The sequence below is a fragment of the Rhizobium sp. CB2179 genome (assembly GCF_057653455.1).
The window spans coordinates 592,547-610,222 of record NZ_JBYGKR010000002.1 but is presented as its reverse complement, the minus strand read 5'-3'; the positions used below and the strand labels follow the sequence as shown (position 1 = coordinate 610,222).

Here is a 17,676-nt window from a genome sequence, read left to right as displayed (position 1 = left end):
AGATTTCAAATGTCATTGGAGTTCCGGAATGTCCAGAGGGATGAGTAAGTGTAGGATCACCAACGCAGCACCTGCCGCACGCGTGTCGGAGGCAACAACGTTCGGTGACTATGCACCTTCGTCCCGTGGCAGTTCAGAGCCGGATGCTATGGATCCAGCGATCCGTGAAAAGATTAAAGACCACCCGTGCTTCTCGCGGGAAGCGCATCTTTATTTCGCACGGATGCACCTCGCGGTCGCACCAGCCTGCAACATTCAATGCAACTACTGCAATCGAAAATACGACTGCGCAAACGAAAGCAGACCAGGAGTAGCATCACATAGGCTGACTCCCGACCAGGCGCTGCGCAGGGCCATTGCGGTGGCAAACGAAGTGCCGCAGCTTTCAGTGGTCGGCATCGCCGGGCCAGGCGATGCCTGCTACGATTGGAGGAAGACAAAAGCGACGCTCATACCGATCGCCCGCGAAATCCCCGACGTCAAGCTTTGCATCTCGACCAATGGCCTCGCACTTCCTGAACATGTCGACGAGCTTGTCGACATGAATGTCGGGCACGTAACGATCACCATCAACATGGTAGATCCAAGGATCGGGACCAAGATCTACCCCTGGATATTCTATGATGGTCGCCGCTACAACGGCATCGACGCGTCCAGGATCCTTCATGAGAGGCAAATGTTGGGGCTCGAAATGCTGACAGAACGCGGAATTCTCGCCAAGGTCAATTCGGTGATGATTCCGGGCGTCAACGACGAGCATCTCATCGAGGTTAACAAGTGGGTCAAGGACAGGGGCGCGTTCATGCACAACGTGATGCCCCTGATCTCAGAGCGTTCACATGGTACTTTCTATGGTCTGAACGGTCAGCGTTGCCCTGCCCCTTCTGAACTAATCGCGCTTCGGGACCGGCTTGAAGGTAATACGAAGGTGATGCGCCATTGCCGCCAGTGCCGTGCCGATGCAGTCGGTCTGCTCAGTGATGATCGCGCACACGAATTCACACTGGGCCAGCTCCCAGCTGACGAGACCTACGACAGTGGCAAGCGAAATGCCTATCGCCAGTTGATCGAGCGCGAGCGACGCGGCCAAACATTGGAAGAAAGTGACGCGGCCACACCGGTCTCAGCTCCATCTGACGAACTTTTCCTTATAGCTGTAACCACCAAAGGTGGAGGCCGGGTCAATGAACATTTCGGTCATCCGCAGGAAATGCAGATTTTCTCAGTCTGTCAAAAAGGCATCGGATTGATAGGTCACCTAAAGATCGACCCGTACTGCCTTGGTGGATGGGGGGAGGAGGCTACCCTCAACACTATCATCGATGCGTTCAAAGGCTTAGATGTGCTGATTTGTTCTGAGATCGGCAAGAGCCCCAAGAATAAGCTTGCGCGCCGAGGTGTTCGAGCAACGGGCGCTTATGACGGCTCTTATATCGAGCAGGCAATCGGCGCTCTTTATCGCGCGGTGCTTCACATCGAAGCTTTAGCAACTGCGATTTAACCCACACTTTAATTAAACCAGAGGAGCTGAATCATGGCCTTCAAAATCATCGCCTCGCAGTGCACCCAATGTGGCGCATGCGAATTTGAGTGCCCCTCAGGCGCAATCAGTTTCAAAATTGACAGGTTCGTGGTCGATCCCAAAATATGCACGGAGTGCAGGATTGAGTTCGACGCGCCCAAATGCAGGGCCATTTGTCCGATGCCGAACACCTGCGTCCCCGCCTAAGCAGCCGCACTAAACGCGAGGAAAAGAGCGACAAAAAGACTCGCCTGCGGAGCATTTTCACGCAGGCGGGCACCCTCCTCATCAGCAGTTCTCACTAAGGGAGGTATTCGAGCGTAGCAGCATCGTCGCCTCGCGCGGGTTGAAACAGAGCAAATCTCATGCGTGTAAAAGGAGGTACAGCCCATGAAAGCAATGATCCGGAGGAATGGGGTCGGCTTGTCGATCTATATGTCCAAAAAGGATGTCGAGGAGCCGGTTGTTGCGGTGGAGAATGAAGACTTGTGGGGCGGGTTGATATTGGTGAGGAATGGATGGCTGCTCGCCCTCCCTGACCTACCGCAGGGCACCCGGTTACCCATCACAGTCGAGGCAATGAAGCAACCCGATCAGGACTGACGCGGCACGCCCAACTTGCGGATTTCGCGCGACTGACTTGGTGACGAATAGGCAACGCGGAACGTTTGCGTCTCCGCCCCGGCCGGTCGTCGCTAACTCTGAAGTCAAATATTATGCAATCGCAGGGACACTTATAAGCCTGCCTTTGCCACAGGGTCGTATCCACTCCCGATCGCAATATTGAGTACAACATATACTTTTGCCCATTCCTGTACGGCTCTGGCGAGACTGGCTTGTGTAACCGAGAGGGACCTCTGGGCTTCCAGCAAATCGAGAAGCGAAGACGCGCCGTCCTTATAAGACAAGGTTGACAGTCTCAGAGTTTCTTGCGCGATCTCAACCTCTCTCTTCAAAGCTCGCACGGTACGCCCCTCACGATGCATAGCTACTAAAGCATTTTCAACCTGTTCGATGGCATTGAGCACACTGGATTTCCACTTCAAGTAAGAAACCGTCGCTTTGGATTTTGCTACGTCCACATTTGCTCGCAGACCTCCGCCGTCGAGAATAGGAAGCTTCAAGCTTGGCCCAAATGACCATGGTGTGAGATTCCCATAGACCCCGCGTTCGTTGATGCCGCCAGATGGCGAAATAGAGCCGGAAAGCGTAATAGATGGAAATAGTTTCGCTTCCGCCACCCCGATCTGCGCAGTGCTGTCAGCAAGATCGCGCTCGGCTTTTCGAATGTCCGGTCGATTTCGAATGATATCTGCAGGGATGCCAACATTTACATCCGCGCGAAACGCGGGCTGATTTGAACCTTTTGCAATCTCCTCGACCATGGAACCGGCGGGTTTACCAAGCAACGTCGCTATCGGATTGGCTGAGATGCGAAAGCTGCCTCAAGGCTAGGAATTTCAGCCAGCGTCGATTGCACCAGCCCCTCTGCCCGCACAACATCCATGCGAGCCACGGCCCCTGCGTCAAACTTAGACTTCGTGAGCTCAAAAGTCTCCCTTCTTGATTTAAGGTTAGCCTGCGAAAGCGCTAAGCGCCGCTGGTAATAACGAGCGTCAACATAGCTTGATATAATATCGTTTATGAAGGCGAGTTTCGCCATAGTTACTGACGCGTACGCCGAATCGAGGGCGGCCTCCGCGCTCTCAGTATTGCGCTTGTAGGCGCCAAAGAGGTCGAGAATCCATGATAGCGACAACTCACCAGTGGAGGTATTGCTAGTGTAAGTCTGTTTGCGGAGTTCACCCTTTTGCCCGCTTACCGTATGAGACCCGCTCAACGTGAGACTTGGAAGTGCGCCGGCTCTAGCTATCGTGACATTAGCAGCCGCCGAATTAATCCTTTCGATCGCCTGCTGGACATCCAAATTTTGGCTTATGCCTTGTTCCACGTAAGAGGTGAGCATTGGATCGTTGAATGCTGTCCACCAAGCAGCCACAGTAACGTCGCCGTTTGAGGTGACTCCACCCTCGCTGAATCTCGAAGGAAATGCATTTCAGGCGGAACATGATTCGGGCCCACTACGCATCCCGAGAGCAGCAGCAAAAACTATCCTGCTGTGTAGCTGATAAATCGCATCACAAGCCCTTACGGAAATTTATCAACCATTGCCCGAACTACCGCGCCGATGAGGCCAAAGGCTTCTCTAACCAAAGAGTTGATAGGCGGTTCGGATGTGCGCTGATCGTCAGCGCAATAGTCGGCGCCGCAGCAAGGCTGTCGATAAAAAGAATGGGATGACGATGTAGATGCAAAGTGCGCCGACATGCAGGCAGACATCCACCACGGGGTGACCGAGCATTATCGGACGTATGAGGTCGATGGAATGCGACAGAGGAAGAAATCGCGCAGCCGTCTGAAAGACAATGGGCAGTTGATCGACTGGAAAGACGGCACCCGAGAGGAACAATATAGGTGTGATAACAAGCGTCTGATAGAAGATGAAATAATCATAGCTCGGAGCAAGGGCGGTGACGACCATCCCAAGGCTTGCAAAGGCCAAACCCGTCAGCGCGATGACCGGAAGCGCATATAGCAGCGACAGCCACTGCGTGTACCCTAGAGCGGCGGCGACCACGCCTATGCCGGCACCCGCCAGAGCGGCCTTCGTGGCCGCCCAGGCCATCTCACCGAGAACGATATCGCCTAGCCTCAGCTGTGTGTAGAGCATCGCCTCCCAAGTGCGCTGACCCTCCATCCGGCCGAAAGCTGCGTAAATCGTCTCAAACGTTGCAGCCGTCATCGCACTTGTCGCGACCATTCCAGCTGCCAAGAAAGCAGTATAGGAAACGCCATCAACGCGGCCCACCATCACGCCCAAACCAGCGCCAAGGCCAAACAGGTAGATCAAGGGTTCGGCCAAATGACCCAGAAGCGACGCCAGCGCCGCCTTCTTCCATGCAAGATAATTTCGACGCCAGACAGCAATCCAGTTCAAGCTGCCGCCCGGCAATGCCGTTACGCTATCTCCACTCATTGGTACTTCCCCATCTCGCGTCCGGTTAACCGCAAGAAGACGTCCTCTAGGTTTGGCGGCCGCTCCAGGAGGCGCAGACCCCAGTGTCCGCGGAGTTGCGCCCGAACTTGTTCTGGGTCGGGGGTGTAACAGAACAGTGTCTCGCCGCTGATTTCGCTGCGCCGTGCGTATGGCTTGATCAAAAGGCTAAGCTCCTGGGGGTCTCCGCCATAGATCTCGATGACGGGGCAGCCGATCTGCTCCTTTATCAGGTCAAAGGGGCGGCCTTCGGCTATCTTAACTCCATCTTCGAGCACGCACAGCCGGTCACATAGGCGTTCTGCCTCTTCCATGATGTGGGTCGTCAAAAGGATCGTCTTGCCTTGCGCCAACAGCGATCGCAAACGCTCCCAGATCAGGTGGCGTGCGTGCGGGTCGAGGCCGGTGGTCGGTTCATCTAGTATGAGGATCTGCGGGTCATTGATCAGCGCGCGCGCCAATGATAGGCGCCGCTTCATGCCTCCAGAAAGATCGGCCACCCGCGTATCTGCCTTGTTTTCAAGCCGCGCAAATTCCAGCAGCGAGGGCACGATCGCTTCGATCTCCGTGGTCTTCATGCGGAAGTACCGGCCGTAGACAAACAGGTTTTCCCGTACTGTGAACTCCATGTCGAGATTGTCGAACTGAGAGACGACACCGATACGGGCGCGCGCCGAACGAGCCTGCCGGGGTACCTGCACTCCGAGCACCGAGATGTTGCCCGCATCAGGCGACGTCATTCCTAGAATCATACGGCTGATCGTGCTTTTTCCGGCGCCGTTTGGGCCTAATAGGCCAAAGCATTCTCCTGACCCAATGTTGAAAGACAATCCGTCAACTACGGCCTTCCCACGATATGATTTGGTAACGCCGACGAGCTCGATCGCAATAGAAGATATCGCTCCTACTTGGGGAGCGATTGCTTCTGAAATCGAAATGCACGGTAGGTTGCTTTGGCGGCGGAGCGTCTCAGCCACAGCTGCCTGTAGATCCGATTGACCGTTCATGTGGTTCCTAAGGTTTACAAGATGCGGCGACACAGCGATTATTCGCCGCTGAAAGTAGCTTCGGGGGCCGCAAGCATTGGAGTTTCGGAGGCCTTCTGCTTCCGAACGGCACCTGATGCGTTGACTCCGGAGCCGCGCGACAGCCAATCACTGTTGGACAACGTACAGAGCGCATAAGCCTTCACCGGAAGTAATAGAAAGACGTTCACGAGCGTGTGCAGCGAGAAACCAAGAAATCTAAGCTGCCTGGCACGATAAGCAGCTACGCCGCATCGTATCAGCGTCAATGATCCAATCGTTCCTATCGTCCACCAGGGCACTGAACCCGTCAGGGCGAACTGTGCAAGACCCGCCAGTACGGACAATGCAAGCAGAAGAGGGCCGGCATTCTGCCCGACGACGTCCAAAGTCAGATACCAATTCATGCCACGGAGGAGGTGAAGCCCAAGCAGGGTATCTCGGAATGTACTCCGTGCCCAACGCAGTTGCTGGCGCAGATAGGCAGCCAAACCGTCAGGAACGACGGTTGCGGCGATAGCGCTTGGGACATATTCGGTACGGAAGCCGGCGCTAAGCATTAGGATGGTCAGATGACGGTCCTCGCCAAAGTCACTCGGCTTTCCCCGATAAAGCTGCGTCTCGTATTGATCAAGAAGCAAGACGAAGGCGGACCGGCGGTACATGGCACAGGGTCCACAGCAACACATCACGGCACCGAACCGGCCCTGCGCGGCGCGCTCCTCATTGCAGGCCAGCCAGTACTCCATGTCGATCAATCGGGTCAGCCACGAGTCGCTCTGATTGCTTGCTACAAGCTGCCCCATCACCGCACCGACCGCCGGATCGCGCATTTTCTGACTGAGTTTGGAAACCACGTCGGAGGCGAGAGTGGTGTCTGAATCCACGTTCAGGATCAGGTCCCCGGACGATCGGGAAATGGCAGCGATTTGCGCTTTGCGCTTTCCGACATTCCTGGGAAGCATGATGAATTCGAATCTCGAGTCGTCCGCATAGACGATCTGCTCGGAGACCACGGCGTCGCGATTTCTGGAACCGTCGTCAACCACATAAACGCGCAACACCCCCGGATAGTCCTGATTGGCTAGGGACGCCAGGCAATCGGACAGGATGCGCGGGCTCTCGTTAAACGAAGGCACAATGATGTCCACGCTTGGCAAAGAGCTCTCTTCGACGGTGTTTTCCGCTATTTCCGACTTGAGAGTTCGCCGAGCATGAAGGACCTGCACACTCCTATAGGCGGAGGAAAGCAGTCCATAAAGCGAGACGGCGGCGATGCTGGTTGTTTCAAGCAAGGTCATGATTTCTCGTCGATTTGGTTTTACTGGGGAAGTGAACGAAGGGAGAATCCACGGCTATGCAGTGCCGGGATAATTGCCAAGAGCGCCGAAAGTGTTTGATCACGCAGTCCGGTAAGCTTGCAGTTCCCGACCTCATCGGGTGGGCAACCGTCGTGCAAAAGCACGATTGCACCTGGCCGAGCAGCAGCGAGTACCGCCTCCACGATAGTATTGGCTCCAGGACGGGACCAGTCTCTCGGGTCTATCGACCAGTGAACAGGTCGAAGTCCGGCGTTCATCGATCTTGAAAGGACATCCGCGTTCCAAGCGCCGTATGGCGCTCGTAAATGTTGAACCGCAGCTTGGGGACACGCCGAGACGATGGCTTTGTTTGCCTCATTTATCTCTCGTTCGATCGCCTCCGGGTCACAGGCCGTAAGATCGGGGTGGGTCATCGTGTGATTGGCAACCAAGTGACCTTCTGCCGCAACACGGCGGACAAGATCCGGATGGTCTTTGACATACGCGCCGAGGACGAAAAAGGTGGCTGGTACGCGGTGTTCGGCGAGCACATCCAGGATCTGGCCAGTACAGTGCGGATTGGGACCGTCGTCGAACGTCAAGTAGATGCTTCGATCGTCGCTCCACGGCACTTCGCTGATATAAGCGCGCCGCTTCATAGCTCGCAGCCGTTTCGTTCGATCAATGATCCGGAAGGCCACTCGCTCATCGGTCGCCCTATCGGAAATACCAGGACGAGCACGTCTTCGGTGCGCGTGGAGGGCATATCCGGCAGCGCATCTGGAAGGGTCGAGCGTACACGAACCCCCGTGACGATATTGGAGATACCGTCTCGGCAGAATCTCTCCACGTGGTTCCGCATGGCATGTCGGACGGTGCCGAAGGCGAACGGCACCGCCAGCTCCTGCAAAGCCGGTGCCAAAGCGCGGATCGAGTGAGGGATGCCAAGCCCCTCGAGATCCGGCCGCACACCATACAAGCCAAGTTCGGCGACCAGCAAATCGGTGTCACCAACTTTTATGAAACGACGCAGCAACCCCATGTGACTTGCTATGCCTTTTGAATCGTAAGCAATTGCCCGGCGTTCCGGCCTCGCACCTGCCCAACTGCGGCCAGTCTCAAAAGGTTTGGCATTGAATTCGCCAGTCGGACCATACGTTGCTCGGAAAAATTCAGACAGTTCCGCATGATCCGACGGTTCGAGATCATTTTCCCAAGTTATTTTCCACCGCACTCCAGCAGACATGCAAAGCTCCAATTCGTTTCTCAGCCACAAGTCCAAAGCAGCAAAGATTGGTGCAAGCGCACACGCTGATGGGACAGATGGGACCGCTCGTCGTCAATTTGCGACAGATACGATCCGCCTCCGCTCGCTAGTTTGCTTTGGCGCCTTGATAAGTTCCGGCCTTTCTAATAAGCACTCCGAAAGATTGGTAAAATTGATTGTTTGGATCACAATCATCTACATCATGGATCGAATATGCGTTTTAAGGGCCTGGATCTAAACCTTCTCGTGGCGCTCGATGCTTTGATGACCGAGCGGAAGCTCACTGCGGCAGCGCGCAGCATCAATCTCAGTCAGCCAGCCATGAGCGCAGCCATCGGTAGGTTGCGCGCCTACTTCAATGACGAGCTGTTTGTGATGCAGCAGCGCAGACTTGTCCCGACACCGCGAGCCGAGGCGCTTGCCCCTGCCGTTCGCGAAGCTCTACTGCAGATTCAGCTCTCCGTGATTGCGTGGGATCCACTAGTCCCCGCGGAATCTGACCGGCGCTTCAGGATCGTACTGTCGGATTTCATGACGCTGGTATTCTTCGAAAAGGTCATAAAGCGCGTAGCGCGCGAGGCACCCGGCGTCAGTTTTGAATTGCTCCACGTCAACGATGATCCGGAGGAGCGCCTGCGGAGTGGAGACTTGGATTTTTTGATCCTTCCGGATCAGTTCATGTCAGCCACTCATCCGAGTGCCAAGCTGTTTGAAGACAAGCTCGTATGTGTCGGCTGCCCTAACAATCAGCAGCTGCGCGGGAAGCTTTCCCTCGAGCGATTCATGTCGCTGGGACACGTCGCGGCCATGTTTGGACGTACGTTGAAACCTTCCATTGAACAATGGCTATTGCTGGAGCACGGTTTTAAGCGGCGTATTGAAATAGTGGTCCCGGGTTTCAACTCGATCCCGATGTTACTACAGGGGACTAATCGGATAGCAACCCTTCCCTTGCTACTTGTCAGACATTTCGAACCGACGGTTCCCCTGCAGATCGTAGATCATCCCCTGCCTCCGCTTTCGTTCACAGAAGCACTACAGTGGCCCTTGCTTCACAATTCAGACCCCGGCAACATCTGGATGCGCAACATAATACTGGAGGAGGCTTCGCGCATTGAGTCATCCGCCGAAGGATGCTCCCAAGAGGCCAGAGCGACCTAATCCTCGTCGAGCTACCGTCGCTTAAAGTACTACAATTCAAACGGGACTCGCCTACCTCACGCGTTGACCAGCCGCACGGTTTCTAGGATCGCGATGGATTTGATGAGCAGGTGACGTCGCGAGAGCTGCCATCGGTCCATTTTGGCCGGCAGCCATGCTCGGCTCCATCAGCGTTTGTGCTATGTTGAAAGTCGCGACCCCACGCCAACCTCTCCTCGTCCTGGATCTCGCGCTTCATCTGAGCGCCACATGAACAACGGCGGAAGCGAATGATGCGCGTGGCTCATTGCATTATCCATACTGCGGATGCTTCCGATCCAATCAATCAATTTTACCGATCCTTCAGCATGCTCCATAGCACAGACCAGACGGGGGCCAACCCCTCCCGCAGGAGCATCGAACGCGCTCAAGCCTTGCTCTGCCCGGCTGTGCGCCGCGTTCAGGACTCGCTGGAATGATGGAAAGGAACACGATGGCCGATCAGCTCACAGTAGAAATTATTGCTGCAATCAAAAATCTCGCCCAATCAGAAAATGGCGGGAGGATTCCTGTAGCAATCGGAGAAATCACCGCTGATAGCGAATTGACCTCCCTTGGCATCGATTCACTGGCTTTGGCCGATGTGCTCTGGGACCTGGAGCAGGCCTACGGTATCAGGATCGAGATGAACACGGCCGATGCTTGGTCTAATCTGAAAAATATCGGCGATGTCGTCGAAGCCGTTCGCGGTTTGATCGCGAAGGAGGCGTGATGGACAGGCGCGTCGTAATCACGGGGATAGGCGGAATATGCGGATTAGGAACGAACGCTTCATCAATTTGGAAGGAAATGCGCGACGGCCGCTCTGCAATCAGCCCGATCATCACGACTGATCTTTATGATATGGAAGGCACGGTCGGTGCCGAGATCAAGGCGATTCCAACACACGACATCCCGCGCAAACAGCTTGTCTCTATGGACCGCTTCAGCCTGCTCGCAGTGATTGCTGCAACCGAAGCCATGCGACAGGCCGGGCTTTCCTCCAATGAACAGAATGCCCACCGCTACGGCGCCGCGATGGGCGTCGGCGGGCCTGGCTGGGGAACGATTGAAGAAACCTACCGCAGTATCCTTCTAGACGGAGTGACCCGCGCGCGCATTTTCACAGCACCGAAGGGAATGCCAAGCGCGGCTGCCGGTCAGGTCAGCATTTATCTCGGCCTGCGCGGCCCCGTCTTCGGCGTCACCTCCGCCTGCGCGGCGGGGAATCATGCCATCGCTTCCGCGGTAGATCAGATCAGGCTGGGCCGTGCAGACGTCATGCTTGCCGGGGGAAGCGATGCGCCGCTCACTTGGGGAGTCCTGAAATCATGGGAAGCACTGCGCGTGCTTGCCCCTGATACCTGTCGCCCGTTCTCCGCCGACAGAAAAGGTGTTGTCCTTGGCGAGGGTGCCGGAATGGCTGTCCTGGAAAGCTACGAGCACGCCGCTGCCCGCGGTGCGACTATGCTTGCCGAGGTTGCCGGAATAGGACTCTCCGGCGATGCCTACGACATCGTCATGCCGTCCATCGAGGGACCCGAGGCCGCAATGCGCAGCTGCCTCGCTGATGCCGAGCTGAACCCGGACGATGTAGACTACCTCAACGCGCACGGGACCGGCACCGTTGCGAATGACGAGATGGAGACGGCCGCGATCAAGCGCGTCTTCGGAGACCACGCTTTTAAGATGTCCGTCTCCTCCACCAAGTCCATGCACGCCCATTGCCTGGGTGCCGCCAGCGCACTTGAAATGATTGCCTGCGTCATGGCGATCCAAGAAGGTGTCATACCGCCCACCGCCAACTATCGTGAGCCTGACCCCCAGTGCGATCTCGACGTCACGCCCAATGTCCCTCGTGAGCGCAAGGTGCGTGTGGCGATGAGCAATGCGTTCGCCATGGGAGGCACCAACGCCGTCCTGGCATTCAGACAAGTGTGAAGAGGCGGACGGTGTGGCCGGAATGGTTCCAGGTGCAACCGCGAGGGTGGTGCCGCTGGAGAGAAGCTAACTGGGGTGCCGTTACTAATGTGGGTCAATTCGCACCAACGGTTAGCCCACAACCGCTCGCTGAGGATTGCTCGCAAGGCGGGGTGAGGAAAATATGGTTGCGTTCCGTAGTTATGATCATTGAAGCAACCGGCTGGAAAGAGCGCCCGCTCCGGGTTTGGCACTCGGAGCGGCTCTTCAACTCCACTTGCTATCGATTCCGCTTGCCGGCCGGGCTAGTCACTGCCACTTTCAATCCACTGCTGTCGAACGAGCCTCTGGACCACGCAAACGCTGCGTAGTCGAGCGTTTTCCCGCCGGGACTTCTCTTCTGCGCCATGCGATGTAGAGCGTCGAGAAGAGGAGCTATCTGAAACTCGTTCAAGCCGGGCGTCAGAGGACTAACAACTTCATCGATGAACGCGAACTGAGAACAGACAATGACACGCACTCAAAAAGAAAAGATGCTGGCGGGCGACATGTACAACCCGGCGGACGAGGAGATTCAGACGGACCTGTTGGCCACAGGAGCTTGGCTGAAGAGATACAATGATACTCTGGGAAGTACGGCCGAGCATTGGAACGCACTTCTTCTGGAGCGACTAGGAGAGGTCGGAACTGGAGCCGTCATCCGTCCGTCATTTCATTGCGACTACGGCTTCAACATCAGGCTTGGTGCCTACGTTTACATCAATTTCAACTGCGTAATCCTTGACGTAGCAGAAGTGACGATCGGTGCTGGGACAGCAATCGGACCCGCTGTGCAGATTTACACCGCCGACCATCCGCATGATCCCGAGCAGCGGCAGGCTGGTCTGCAGCTCGGTCGGCCTGTCCGGATTGGTAAAGACGTCTGGATTGGTGGTGGAGCAATTATCCTCCCAGGGGTGACGATCGGCGACAACGCCGTCATCGGCGCCGGAAGCGTAGTCACCCGCGATATACCCGCAGGGGAAAAGGCCATGGGAAATCCGGCTCGGTTGAAGCGCTGACGCAAGCCTGAGGACGCCATTTCCCAGGCTCTGCATGTCAACCCCACAGTCGGGCTCACATTTGCCACCAAGTCGATGCGCGGCTGGGGTTCGGTAGATTTCTGGTATTAACGTCAACGCGGCAACCTAAAAGTGTCCCGACAAATGCACAGGGTGTGGCCGTTGCACGTCTCGCCGGACCGGTGAAAGCTGGTCGGCTGAGAAGACGCAGGTCTCACCACCAATGAAGGGTTGGTGTGAGGACTCGTGATATTCCCGCGAATACAAATTGCCTAACGGCCTTACGGGCATCGCATCCATGGTTTGGATGACAGCGATCACAACAATCGATTTTAAATATCTCTGAGAATGAGATTAGAAGGTCCTCAAATGGGTCACGATGGAAGCATCGTAACTGCGTCCTTTGGCACACCGAACGGAGACAAATCAATGTGTGGGATTGTGGGCATCGTCGGGCGGCACCCGGTGTCGCAGCGACTGCTCGACGCGCTAAAGCGTCTGGAGTACCGCGGATATGACTCCGCTGGCGTTGCCACGATCTCTGAGGGCAATTTGGAGCGCTGCCGTGCGCAGGGCAAGCTCGTCAATCTCGAAATGAGGCTGAAGCAACAGCCCCTAGACGGGATCATTGGCATCGGCCACACCCGCTGGGCTACTCATGGGGCGCCGACAGAACGAAACGCTCACCCCCATATTGTCGACGGTATTGCTGTTGTTCACAATGGTATCATCGAAAACTTCGCGGAGCTGAAGGCCGAACTGGAGGCGACTGGTGCGGATTTCGAGACGAGCACCGATAGCGAGGTCGTCGCGCATCTCCTCGCAAAATCCTGTCGCGAGGGTATGAGTAGCCAAGAGGCTATGCATGCGATGCTGAAGCGTCTGAAGGGGGCCTTCAGCCTTGCAATAATTTTCCAAGATGACCCATCCACTATCATGGCGGCGCGCAATGGACCTCCGCTGGTGATTGGTCATGGCGACGGGGAAATGTTTCTAGGCTCCGACCCTATCACGCTTGCTCCCTTGACCAACGAAGTTACCTACCTGGTCGACGGCGACTGGGCCGTGATCGAGAAAACAGACTTCAGGATCTTCGACAGTGAGGGCAAGGTCGTCACACGCGCTCGACACACCTCGATGGCTTCAGCCGACCGAGTGAGCAAGGGTGACTATGACCACTTCATGGAGAAGGAGATCTACGAACAGCCCGAGGTCATAGCCGGAGCTCTTGCCCGCTACATCGATATTGCCAGCCACCGGGCGGTCCAAGTATCAACGGAAGTGGATTTCGCAAACGTGAGTAGCCTTGTGATCTCCGCATGCGGCACTGCCTATTTGGCAGGCCTGATCGGCAAGTACTGGTTCGAACGCTACGCACGCCTTTCAGTGGAAATCGATGTCGCTTCAGAGTTCCGCTATCGCGATATCCCCCTGTCGCCACATGCGGCGGCGCTTTTCATCTCGCAGTCCGGTGAAACCGCCGACACGCTAGCATCAATGCGATATTGCAAGGCACACGGGCTGAAGGTCGGCGCCGTCGTCAATATAAGCGAGTCGACCATTGCCCGAGAAGCCGATGTCATCTTCCCGATCCTTGCAGGTCCTGAAATCGGGGTCGCCTCGACCAAGGCGTTCACTTGCCAGCTCGCAGTTCTTGCTGCTCTGGCGATCAGTGCAGGCAAGGCGCGCGGTACTATCACCGAGGACGAGGAGCGGCAACTGGTCATGAGCTTGATTGAAATGCCGCGCATCATGAGGCGGGTGCTGCGGAACGTTCGGCCAAAGATCGAACTCCTGTCGAAGGAACTTTCGGGATACACTCACGCGCTCTTTCTTGGCCGCGGCACCAGTTTCCCTTTGGCGATGGAAGGCGCGCTAAAGCTCAAGGAAATTTCTTATATCCACGCTGAAGGCTATGCCGCCGGCGAACTGAAGCACGGCCCGATCGCGCTTGTCGATAAGAACATGCCCGTCATCATTATCGCGCCACATGATCGATTCTTCGACAAGACCGTCTCCAACATGCAGGAGGTCGCCGCACGCGGCGGCCGCGTCATTTTTCTCACCGATGAGAGCGGAGCTGCGCGTTCGAAGCTCGATACCATTCACACACTCGTGCTGCCGGATGTCGAGGAAATAATCGCCCCCATCATCTTTTCTCTACCTCTACAGCTGCTTGCCTACTACGTGGCGGTCACCAAAGGAACCGATGTCGACCAGCCGCGCAATCTCGCAAAATCGGTCACTGTCGAATAATTGCGTAGCTCCTGGAGCTAGCACGATTTCGGGCAAATACCGAAACCTTTCCATTGAAATTTAGAATAAGTGAGGTCGTATGAATGAAATTTCGCTCGCGGATGTGTCTGGGCGAGTTGGCCAGGAAGTTGGAAGATCCGAGTGGATCATGATCGATCAATCAACAGTCGATCTCTTCGCGGATGCAACGCATGACCATCAGTTCATTCATGTGAACCCCGAACGCGCTGCGGCGGAAAGCCCGTTCGGCGGAACGATCGCTCATGGTTTCCTGACACTCTCACTGTTGTCGGTGATGAATTTCAGCGGAATGCCAAAAATTCGCGAGCAGTCAATGGGCCTCAACTACGGCTTCGACAACGTGCGCTTCATGTCGCCCGTTAAGACTGGCAGCCGCGTACGCGGCCGCTTCGTATTGTCTGACTGCCGTTTTCGGGGCTCAAGCATGCTGGTGACGACCTACGAGGTGACTGTCGAGATCGAAAACGAGAACCGGCCCGCACTCACTGCCAATTGGATCACGATTGTTCAGTTTGATCCAAAAGATCGGCCAAAGACGTCTCATAGTTGATCCAAGCTATAGGTACTACCCATTGATGTTGTTGACCAACGAGGGCAAACGATCTGACGGGGGATGCCAATGCCGCTCGGGTTTTTATCCGCAGGCGGCATTGGGGCGAAATCAGTCACCACGGCGCAAACGGCTCTCTCCCTCGACGACAGGCCATCTGGTCCTCCAGAAGCGGCAATTACACCGTCTTGGCTGCAGACGATTAAGCCGTCCACCGCCACACCTGAGCTCTGTTCTCAATACAACGCCGAAAGGTTGCGCGGCATCTGCCGGCTAATGACATCATGGGACCATCCAATGAACACTCATCCGGCCACCGGAACAACTTTGACCTGTTAAGGCTCTTTGCCGCCTGCCAAGTGATGTTCAGCCACGCGTGGAATTGGCTTCACCTGGGCGATCCTTTGAACGGCACAGCGGCCTTCAATCTGTTGTTTTCGACACCGGGTGTTGCGATCTTCTTTGTAATAAGCGGCTTTCTAGTAACAGATTCTTATATTCGCTCATCTTCTGCGGCCTCTTTTTTTGTTAAGCGGTCGCTCCGGATCTTTCCTGCACTGTTCGTCAACATCGCCCTGATGGAATTTGCCCTGCTGGTAACTGGGGGATTAAATGTCACTGGCACCTTGCAGTATCTGTCTTACTTCACGGTATACATCCTGACCGCTGCACGAATCTGGGCCGTCTACTTCACCTACGAGCCCTACACGATGAGCGGCTTTTACGGCGTCTCGGACCCAAGTGGGGTGCTGTGGACGCTGACGGTGGAACTGACATTCTACCTCACCCTGCCAACGCTGCTGGAATTTTGGCGGCAGTGGAAACGAGCAGGGGCGCTAGTCGTTGCCGTCGCCGCTCTCGGGTCTTGGGTCATGGCGCAGCACTTCAACATAACTGATAGGTACAATCCGTTCCTATCGGTGACAGTGGGCCCGACTTTCTGGATTTTTTCGATGGGAGTCCTTGCTCGGCTTTACTGGCATCGCGTAAGCAGGATCTTTGAGGGGAAGCTCTTGTGGTGGCTGGCAACTCATCTCGCAATCACGTGGTGGGTAGCAGGGACGTCCGCTGCATTCATCTCTATCAACAATGCGGCGCCTGTCGATGCATTCCGAATCGCTATTCTTGCCGGTCTAGTCCTGTCAGCAGCGTACTCAATTCCGCGCCCTAACCTTTTGCGCGGGCAGGATCTGTCTTACGGGATCTACCTCTACCATATGCTCGTCATGCACACGCTGATCGGCATCGGATGGGTCGGCCACTGGTGGCTTTGGATCGTCGAGCCGGTCGGGACCGTGGCATTAGCCGCTCTATCATGGGCGCTGATTGAAAAGCCGGCCATGAAGCTTCGCACATCGTTAGTCGCCACAAGGCTTTCGGTCGCTTAAACGGAAAGCTCCTGTAAAAGATCGGAACTCAATCGAAGCTGCTACATTGGACGCGCCCAGATCGGGAAAATCGTCGTTCGTCCATGTGAATGGGTTTTTGACTGTCATTCGGCTGTTCCTTCGTACCTATTTCCGGGTCGGGCCTATTCCCGCTGAGTTGGCCATAAGGGAATATTGGCCCCTCCGTGAGGGCCGACCAATATAAGGAGGCCACTCAAGTGGCTGGTGGTCGTCTTGGACGTGTTTTTTGTTCCGCCCTCAACGAGGCAGATTGTGTACGCAACGACATCCATAAGACACAGTATACAAAATTGTCACGACATCCCGCGGCGTCAGCCACTTGGTTTCTTTTTTAGTCTCTTATTTTTTGGCGTCTAAGTAGATGAAATAGCAGCGTGTTGGACTTCGCAGCCATTTTTGGGCGACTTGGCACGACGATTGAGAATTCTTCTCACGCAAGGACGACAGCTCTTGTCGCTGGAGCATCAGTTCAGAAAAAGCTCAAACGGCTGAAGGAGGTACCATGGCAACGCTCAATGAGACCTGTTTACAGGAAAAGCATCCGTGTCGCACCGTCGATCCCAACGTTTCCGAAACGACTCTCAAGAGCAACGCCATATCCGGCGTTGCCGGAGCAGAACTCACTGCATCGGAGAACACGATGGTGGTTTCATTCGTAAGCCGCGACGGGTCTAGGTGGTTACCCGAATATTTGAGCCGGATAAACGCAAGCTGCATTGGCTGCGGCCGCTGTTTCAAAGTCTGCTCGCGTGACGTCATGCACCTTGGCGGCATCACCGACTCCGGCGATATTGTAGACGCCGGGGATGGCGCAGACGATGAGGTGGAGCGATTGCTGATGATTGTCGATCATCCGGGCCGTTGTATCGGCTGCGGCGCATGCGCCCGCGTCTGCCCCAAGAACTGTCAGAGCCATATCACGTCATCCGACTGAAGAACCTAAACAGCTTGTGTTTTGGCACCCGTTCGCTCGCGTTTTGAAAGCGCCTAGCGGGCAGTGAGGGGTTGCAGGCGGAGAAGACACAGCGCGAAGCTATTCCATTCCAGATCAGGTTCCCTCCGAGTTGCTGAGGAACCGCGATCTGTTCACAGCTTTCGGCAGGGTGCCAA

The 17,676-nt window shown here is 55.7% G+C and carries 16 protein-coding genes and 1 pseudogene; 11 read left to right on the top strand and 6 right to left on the bottom strand.

Annotation, left to right across the window (positions count from 1 at the left end):
* Positions 1-28: 28 nt before the first annotated feature.
* The 3 genes from nifB (at position 29) to nifT (ending at position 2,125) form a co-directional block, all read left to right on the top strand.
* Positions 29-1,501: a nitrogenase cofactor biosynthesis protein NifB gene (gene nifB / locus AC244Q_RS27005; RefSeq protein ID WP_026157669.1), complete on the top strand. Its 1,473-nt coding sequence runs from the start codon at positions 29-31 to the stop codon at positions 1,499-1,501.
* Between the two features lie 33 nt (positions 1,502-1,534).
* Complete coding sequence (locus AC244Q_RS27000) at positions 1,535-1,729, top strand: 4Fe-4S binding protein (RefSeq protein ID WP_017996982.1); 195 nt, start codon at positions 1,535-1,537, stop codon at positions 1,727-1,729.
* 183 nt (positions 1,730-1,912) lie between these two features.
* The gene (nifT, locus tag AC244Q_RS26995) at positions 1,913-2,125 is read left to right on the top strand and encodes a putative nitrogen fixation protein NifT (protein ID WP_017996983.1); all 213 of its coding nucleotides are present in this window, start codon (positions 1,913-1,915) and stop codon (positions 2,123-2,125) included.
* Positions 2,126-2,256: 131 nt separating this feature from the next.
* Here nifT and AC244Q_RS26990 read toward each other — a convergent pair.
* From AC244Q_RS26990 to AC244Q_RS26965, 6 genes and pseudogenes are all read right to left on the bottom strand, one after another.
* Positions 2,257-3,628 (bottom strand): annotated as a pseudogene (locus tag AC244Q_RS26990) (AdeC/AdeK/OprM family multidrug efflux complex outer membrane factor).
* Positions 3,629-3,770: 142 nt separating this feature from the next.
* Positions 3,771-4,559 (bottom strand): ABC transporter permease, encoded by a 789-nt coding sequence (locus AC244Q_RS26985; RefSeq protein WP_017996984.1) that lies wholly within the window; start codon positions 4,557-4,559, stop codon positions 3,771-3,773.
* Complete coding sequence (gene nodI, locus AC244Q_RS26980) at positions 4,556-5,584, bottom strand: nodulation factor ABC transporter ATP-binding protein NodI (protein WP_017996985.1); 1,029 nt, start codon at positions 5,582-5,584, stop codon at positions 4,556-4,558. Before nodI ends, AC244Q_RS26985 begins: the two co-directional genes overlap by 4 nt.
* A 38-nt stretch (positions 5,585-5,622) precedes the next feature.
* Positions 5,623-6,903, bottom strand: a complete 1,281-nt coding sequence (gene nodC, locus AC244Q_RS26975; protein WP_017996986.1) for a chitooligosaccharide synthase NodC — start codon at positions 6,901-6,903, stop codon at positions 5,623-5,625.
* A 20-nt stretch (positions 6,904-6,923) separates the two neighbouring features.
* Complete coding sequence (nodB, locus tag AC244Q_RS26970) at positions 6,924-7,562, bottom strand: chitooligosaccharide deacetylase NodB (protein ID WP_012755329.1); 639 nt, start codon at positions 7,560-7,562, stop codon at positions 6,924-6,926.
* A complete protein-coding gene (locus AC244Q_RS26965; protein ID WP_012755328.1) occupies positions 7,559-8,149 on the bottom strand; it encodes a NodA family N-acyltransferase in 591 nt (196 codons plus the stop codon). The genes nodB and AC244Q_RS26965 overlap by 4 nt, the downstream gene beginning before the upstream one ends.
* Before the next feature lie 234 nt (positions 8,150-8,383).
* Here AC244Q_RS26965 and AC244Q_RS26960 point away from each other — a divergent pair, with 234 nt between their 5' ends.
* The 8 genes from AC244Q_RS26960 to fdxB all read left to right on the top strand — a co-directional run bounded on the left by AC244Q_RS26960 (position 8,384) and on the right by fdxB (position 17,500).
* Complete coding sequence (locus tag AC244Q_RS26960) at positions 8,384-9,331, top strand: LysR family transcriptional regulator (RefSeq protein ID WP_012755327.1); 948 nt, start codon at positions 8,384-8,386, stop codon at positions 9,329-9,331.
* A 472-nt stretch (positions 9,332-9,803) separates the two neighbouring features.
* The gene (locus tag AC244Q_RS26955) at positions 9,804-10,082 is read left to right on the top strand and encodes a phosphopantetheine-binding protein (RefSeq protein ID WP_012755326.1); all 279 of its coding nucleotides are present in this window, start codon (positions 9,804-9,806) and stop codon (positions 10,080-10,082) included.
* Entirely contained in the window at positions 10,082-11,290 is a 1,209-nt protein-coding gene (locus AC244Q_RS26950) for a beta-ketoacyl-[acyl-carrier-protein] synthase family protein (RefSeq protein WP_012755325.1), read from the top strand. Before AC244Q_RS26955 ends, AC244Q_RS26950 begins: the two co-directional genes overlap by 1 nt.
* Before the next feature lie 488 nt (positions 11,291-11,778).
* Complete coding sequence (locus tag AC244Q_RS26945) at positions 11,779-12,330, top strand: sugar O-acetyltransferase (protein ID WP_012755323.1); 552 nt, start codon at positions 11,779-11,781, stop codon at positions 12,328-12,330.
* Positions 12,331-12,759: 429 nt separating this feature from the next.
* Positions 12,760-14,586, top strand: a complete 1,827-nt coding sequence (gene glmS / locus AC244Q_RS26940) for a glutamine--fructose-6-phosphate transaminase (isomerizing) (RefSeq protein WP_128406338.1) — start codon at positions 12,760-12,762, stop codon at positions 14,584-14,586.
* Between the two features lie 79 nt (positions 14,587-14,665).
* Positions 14,666-15,157, top strand: coding sequence for a MaoC family dehydratase (locus tag AC244Q_RS26935; RefSeq protein ID WP_012755321.1), 492 nt, complete (start codon positions 14,666-14,668; stop codon positions 15,155-15,157).
* A 284-nt stretch (positions 15,158-15,441) separates the two neighbouring features.
* Positions 15,442-16,545: a nodulation protein NodX gene (nodX, locus tag AC244Q_RS26930; RefSeq protein WP_128406337.1), complete on the top strand. Its 1,104-nt coding sequence runs from the start codon at positions 15,442-15,444 to the stop codon at positions 16,543-16,545.
* Between the two features lie 661 nt (positions 16,546-17,206).
* Entirely contained in the window at positions 17,207-17,500 is a 294-nt protein-coding gene (fdxB, locus tag AC244Q_RS26925; RefSeq protein ID WP_012755316.1) for a ferredoxin III, nif-specific, read from the top strand.
* The last annotated feature ends 176 nt before the right edge of the window (positions 17,501-17,676 follow it).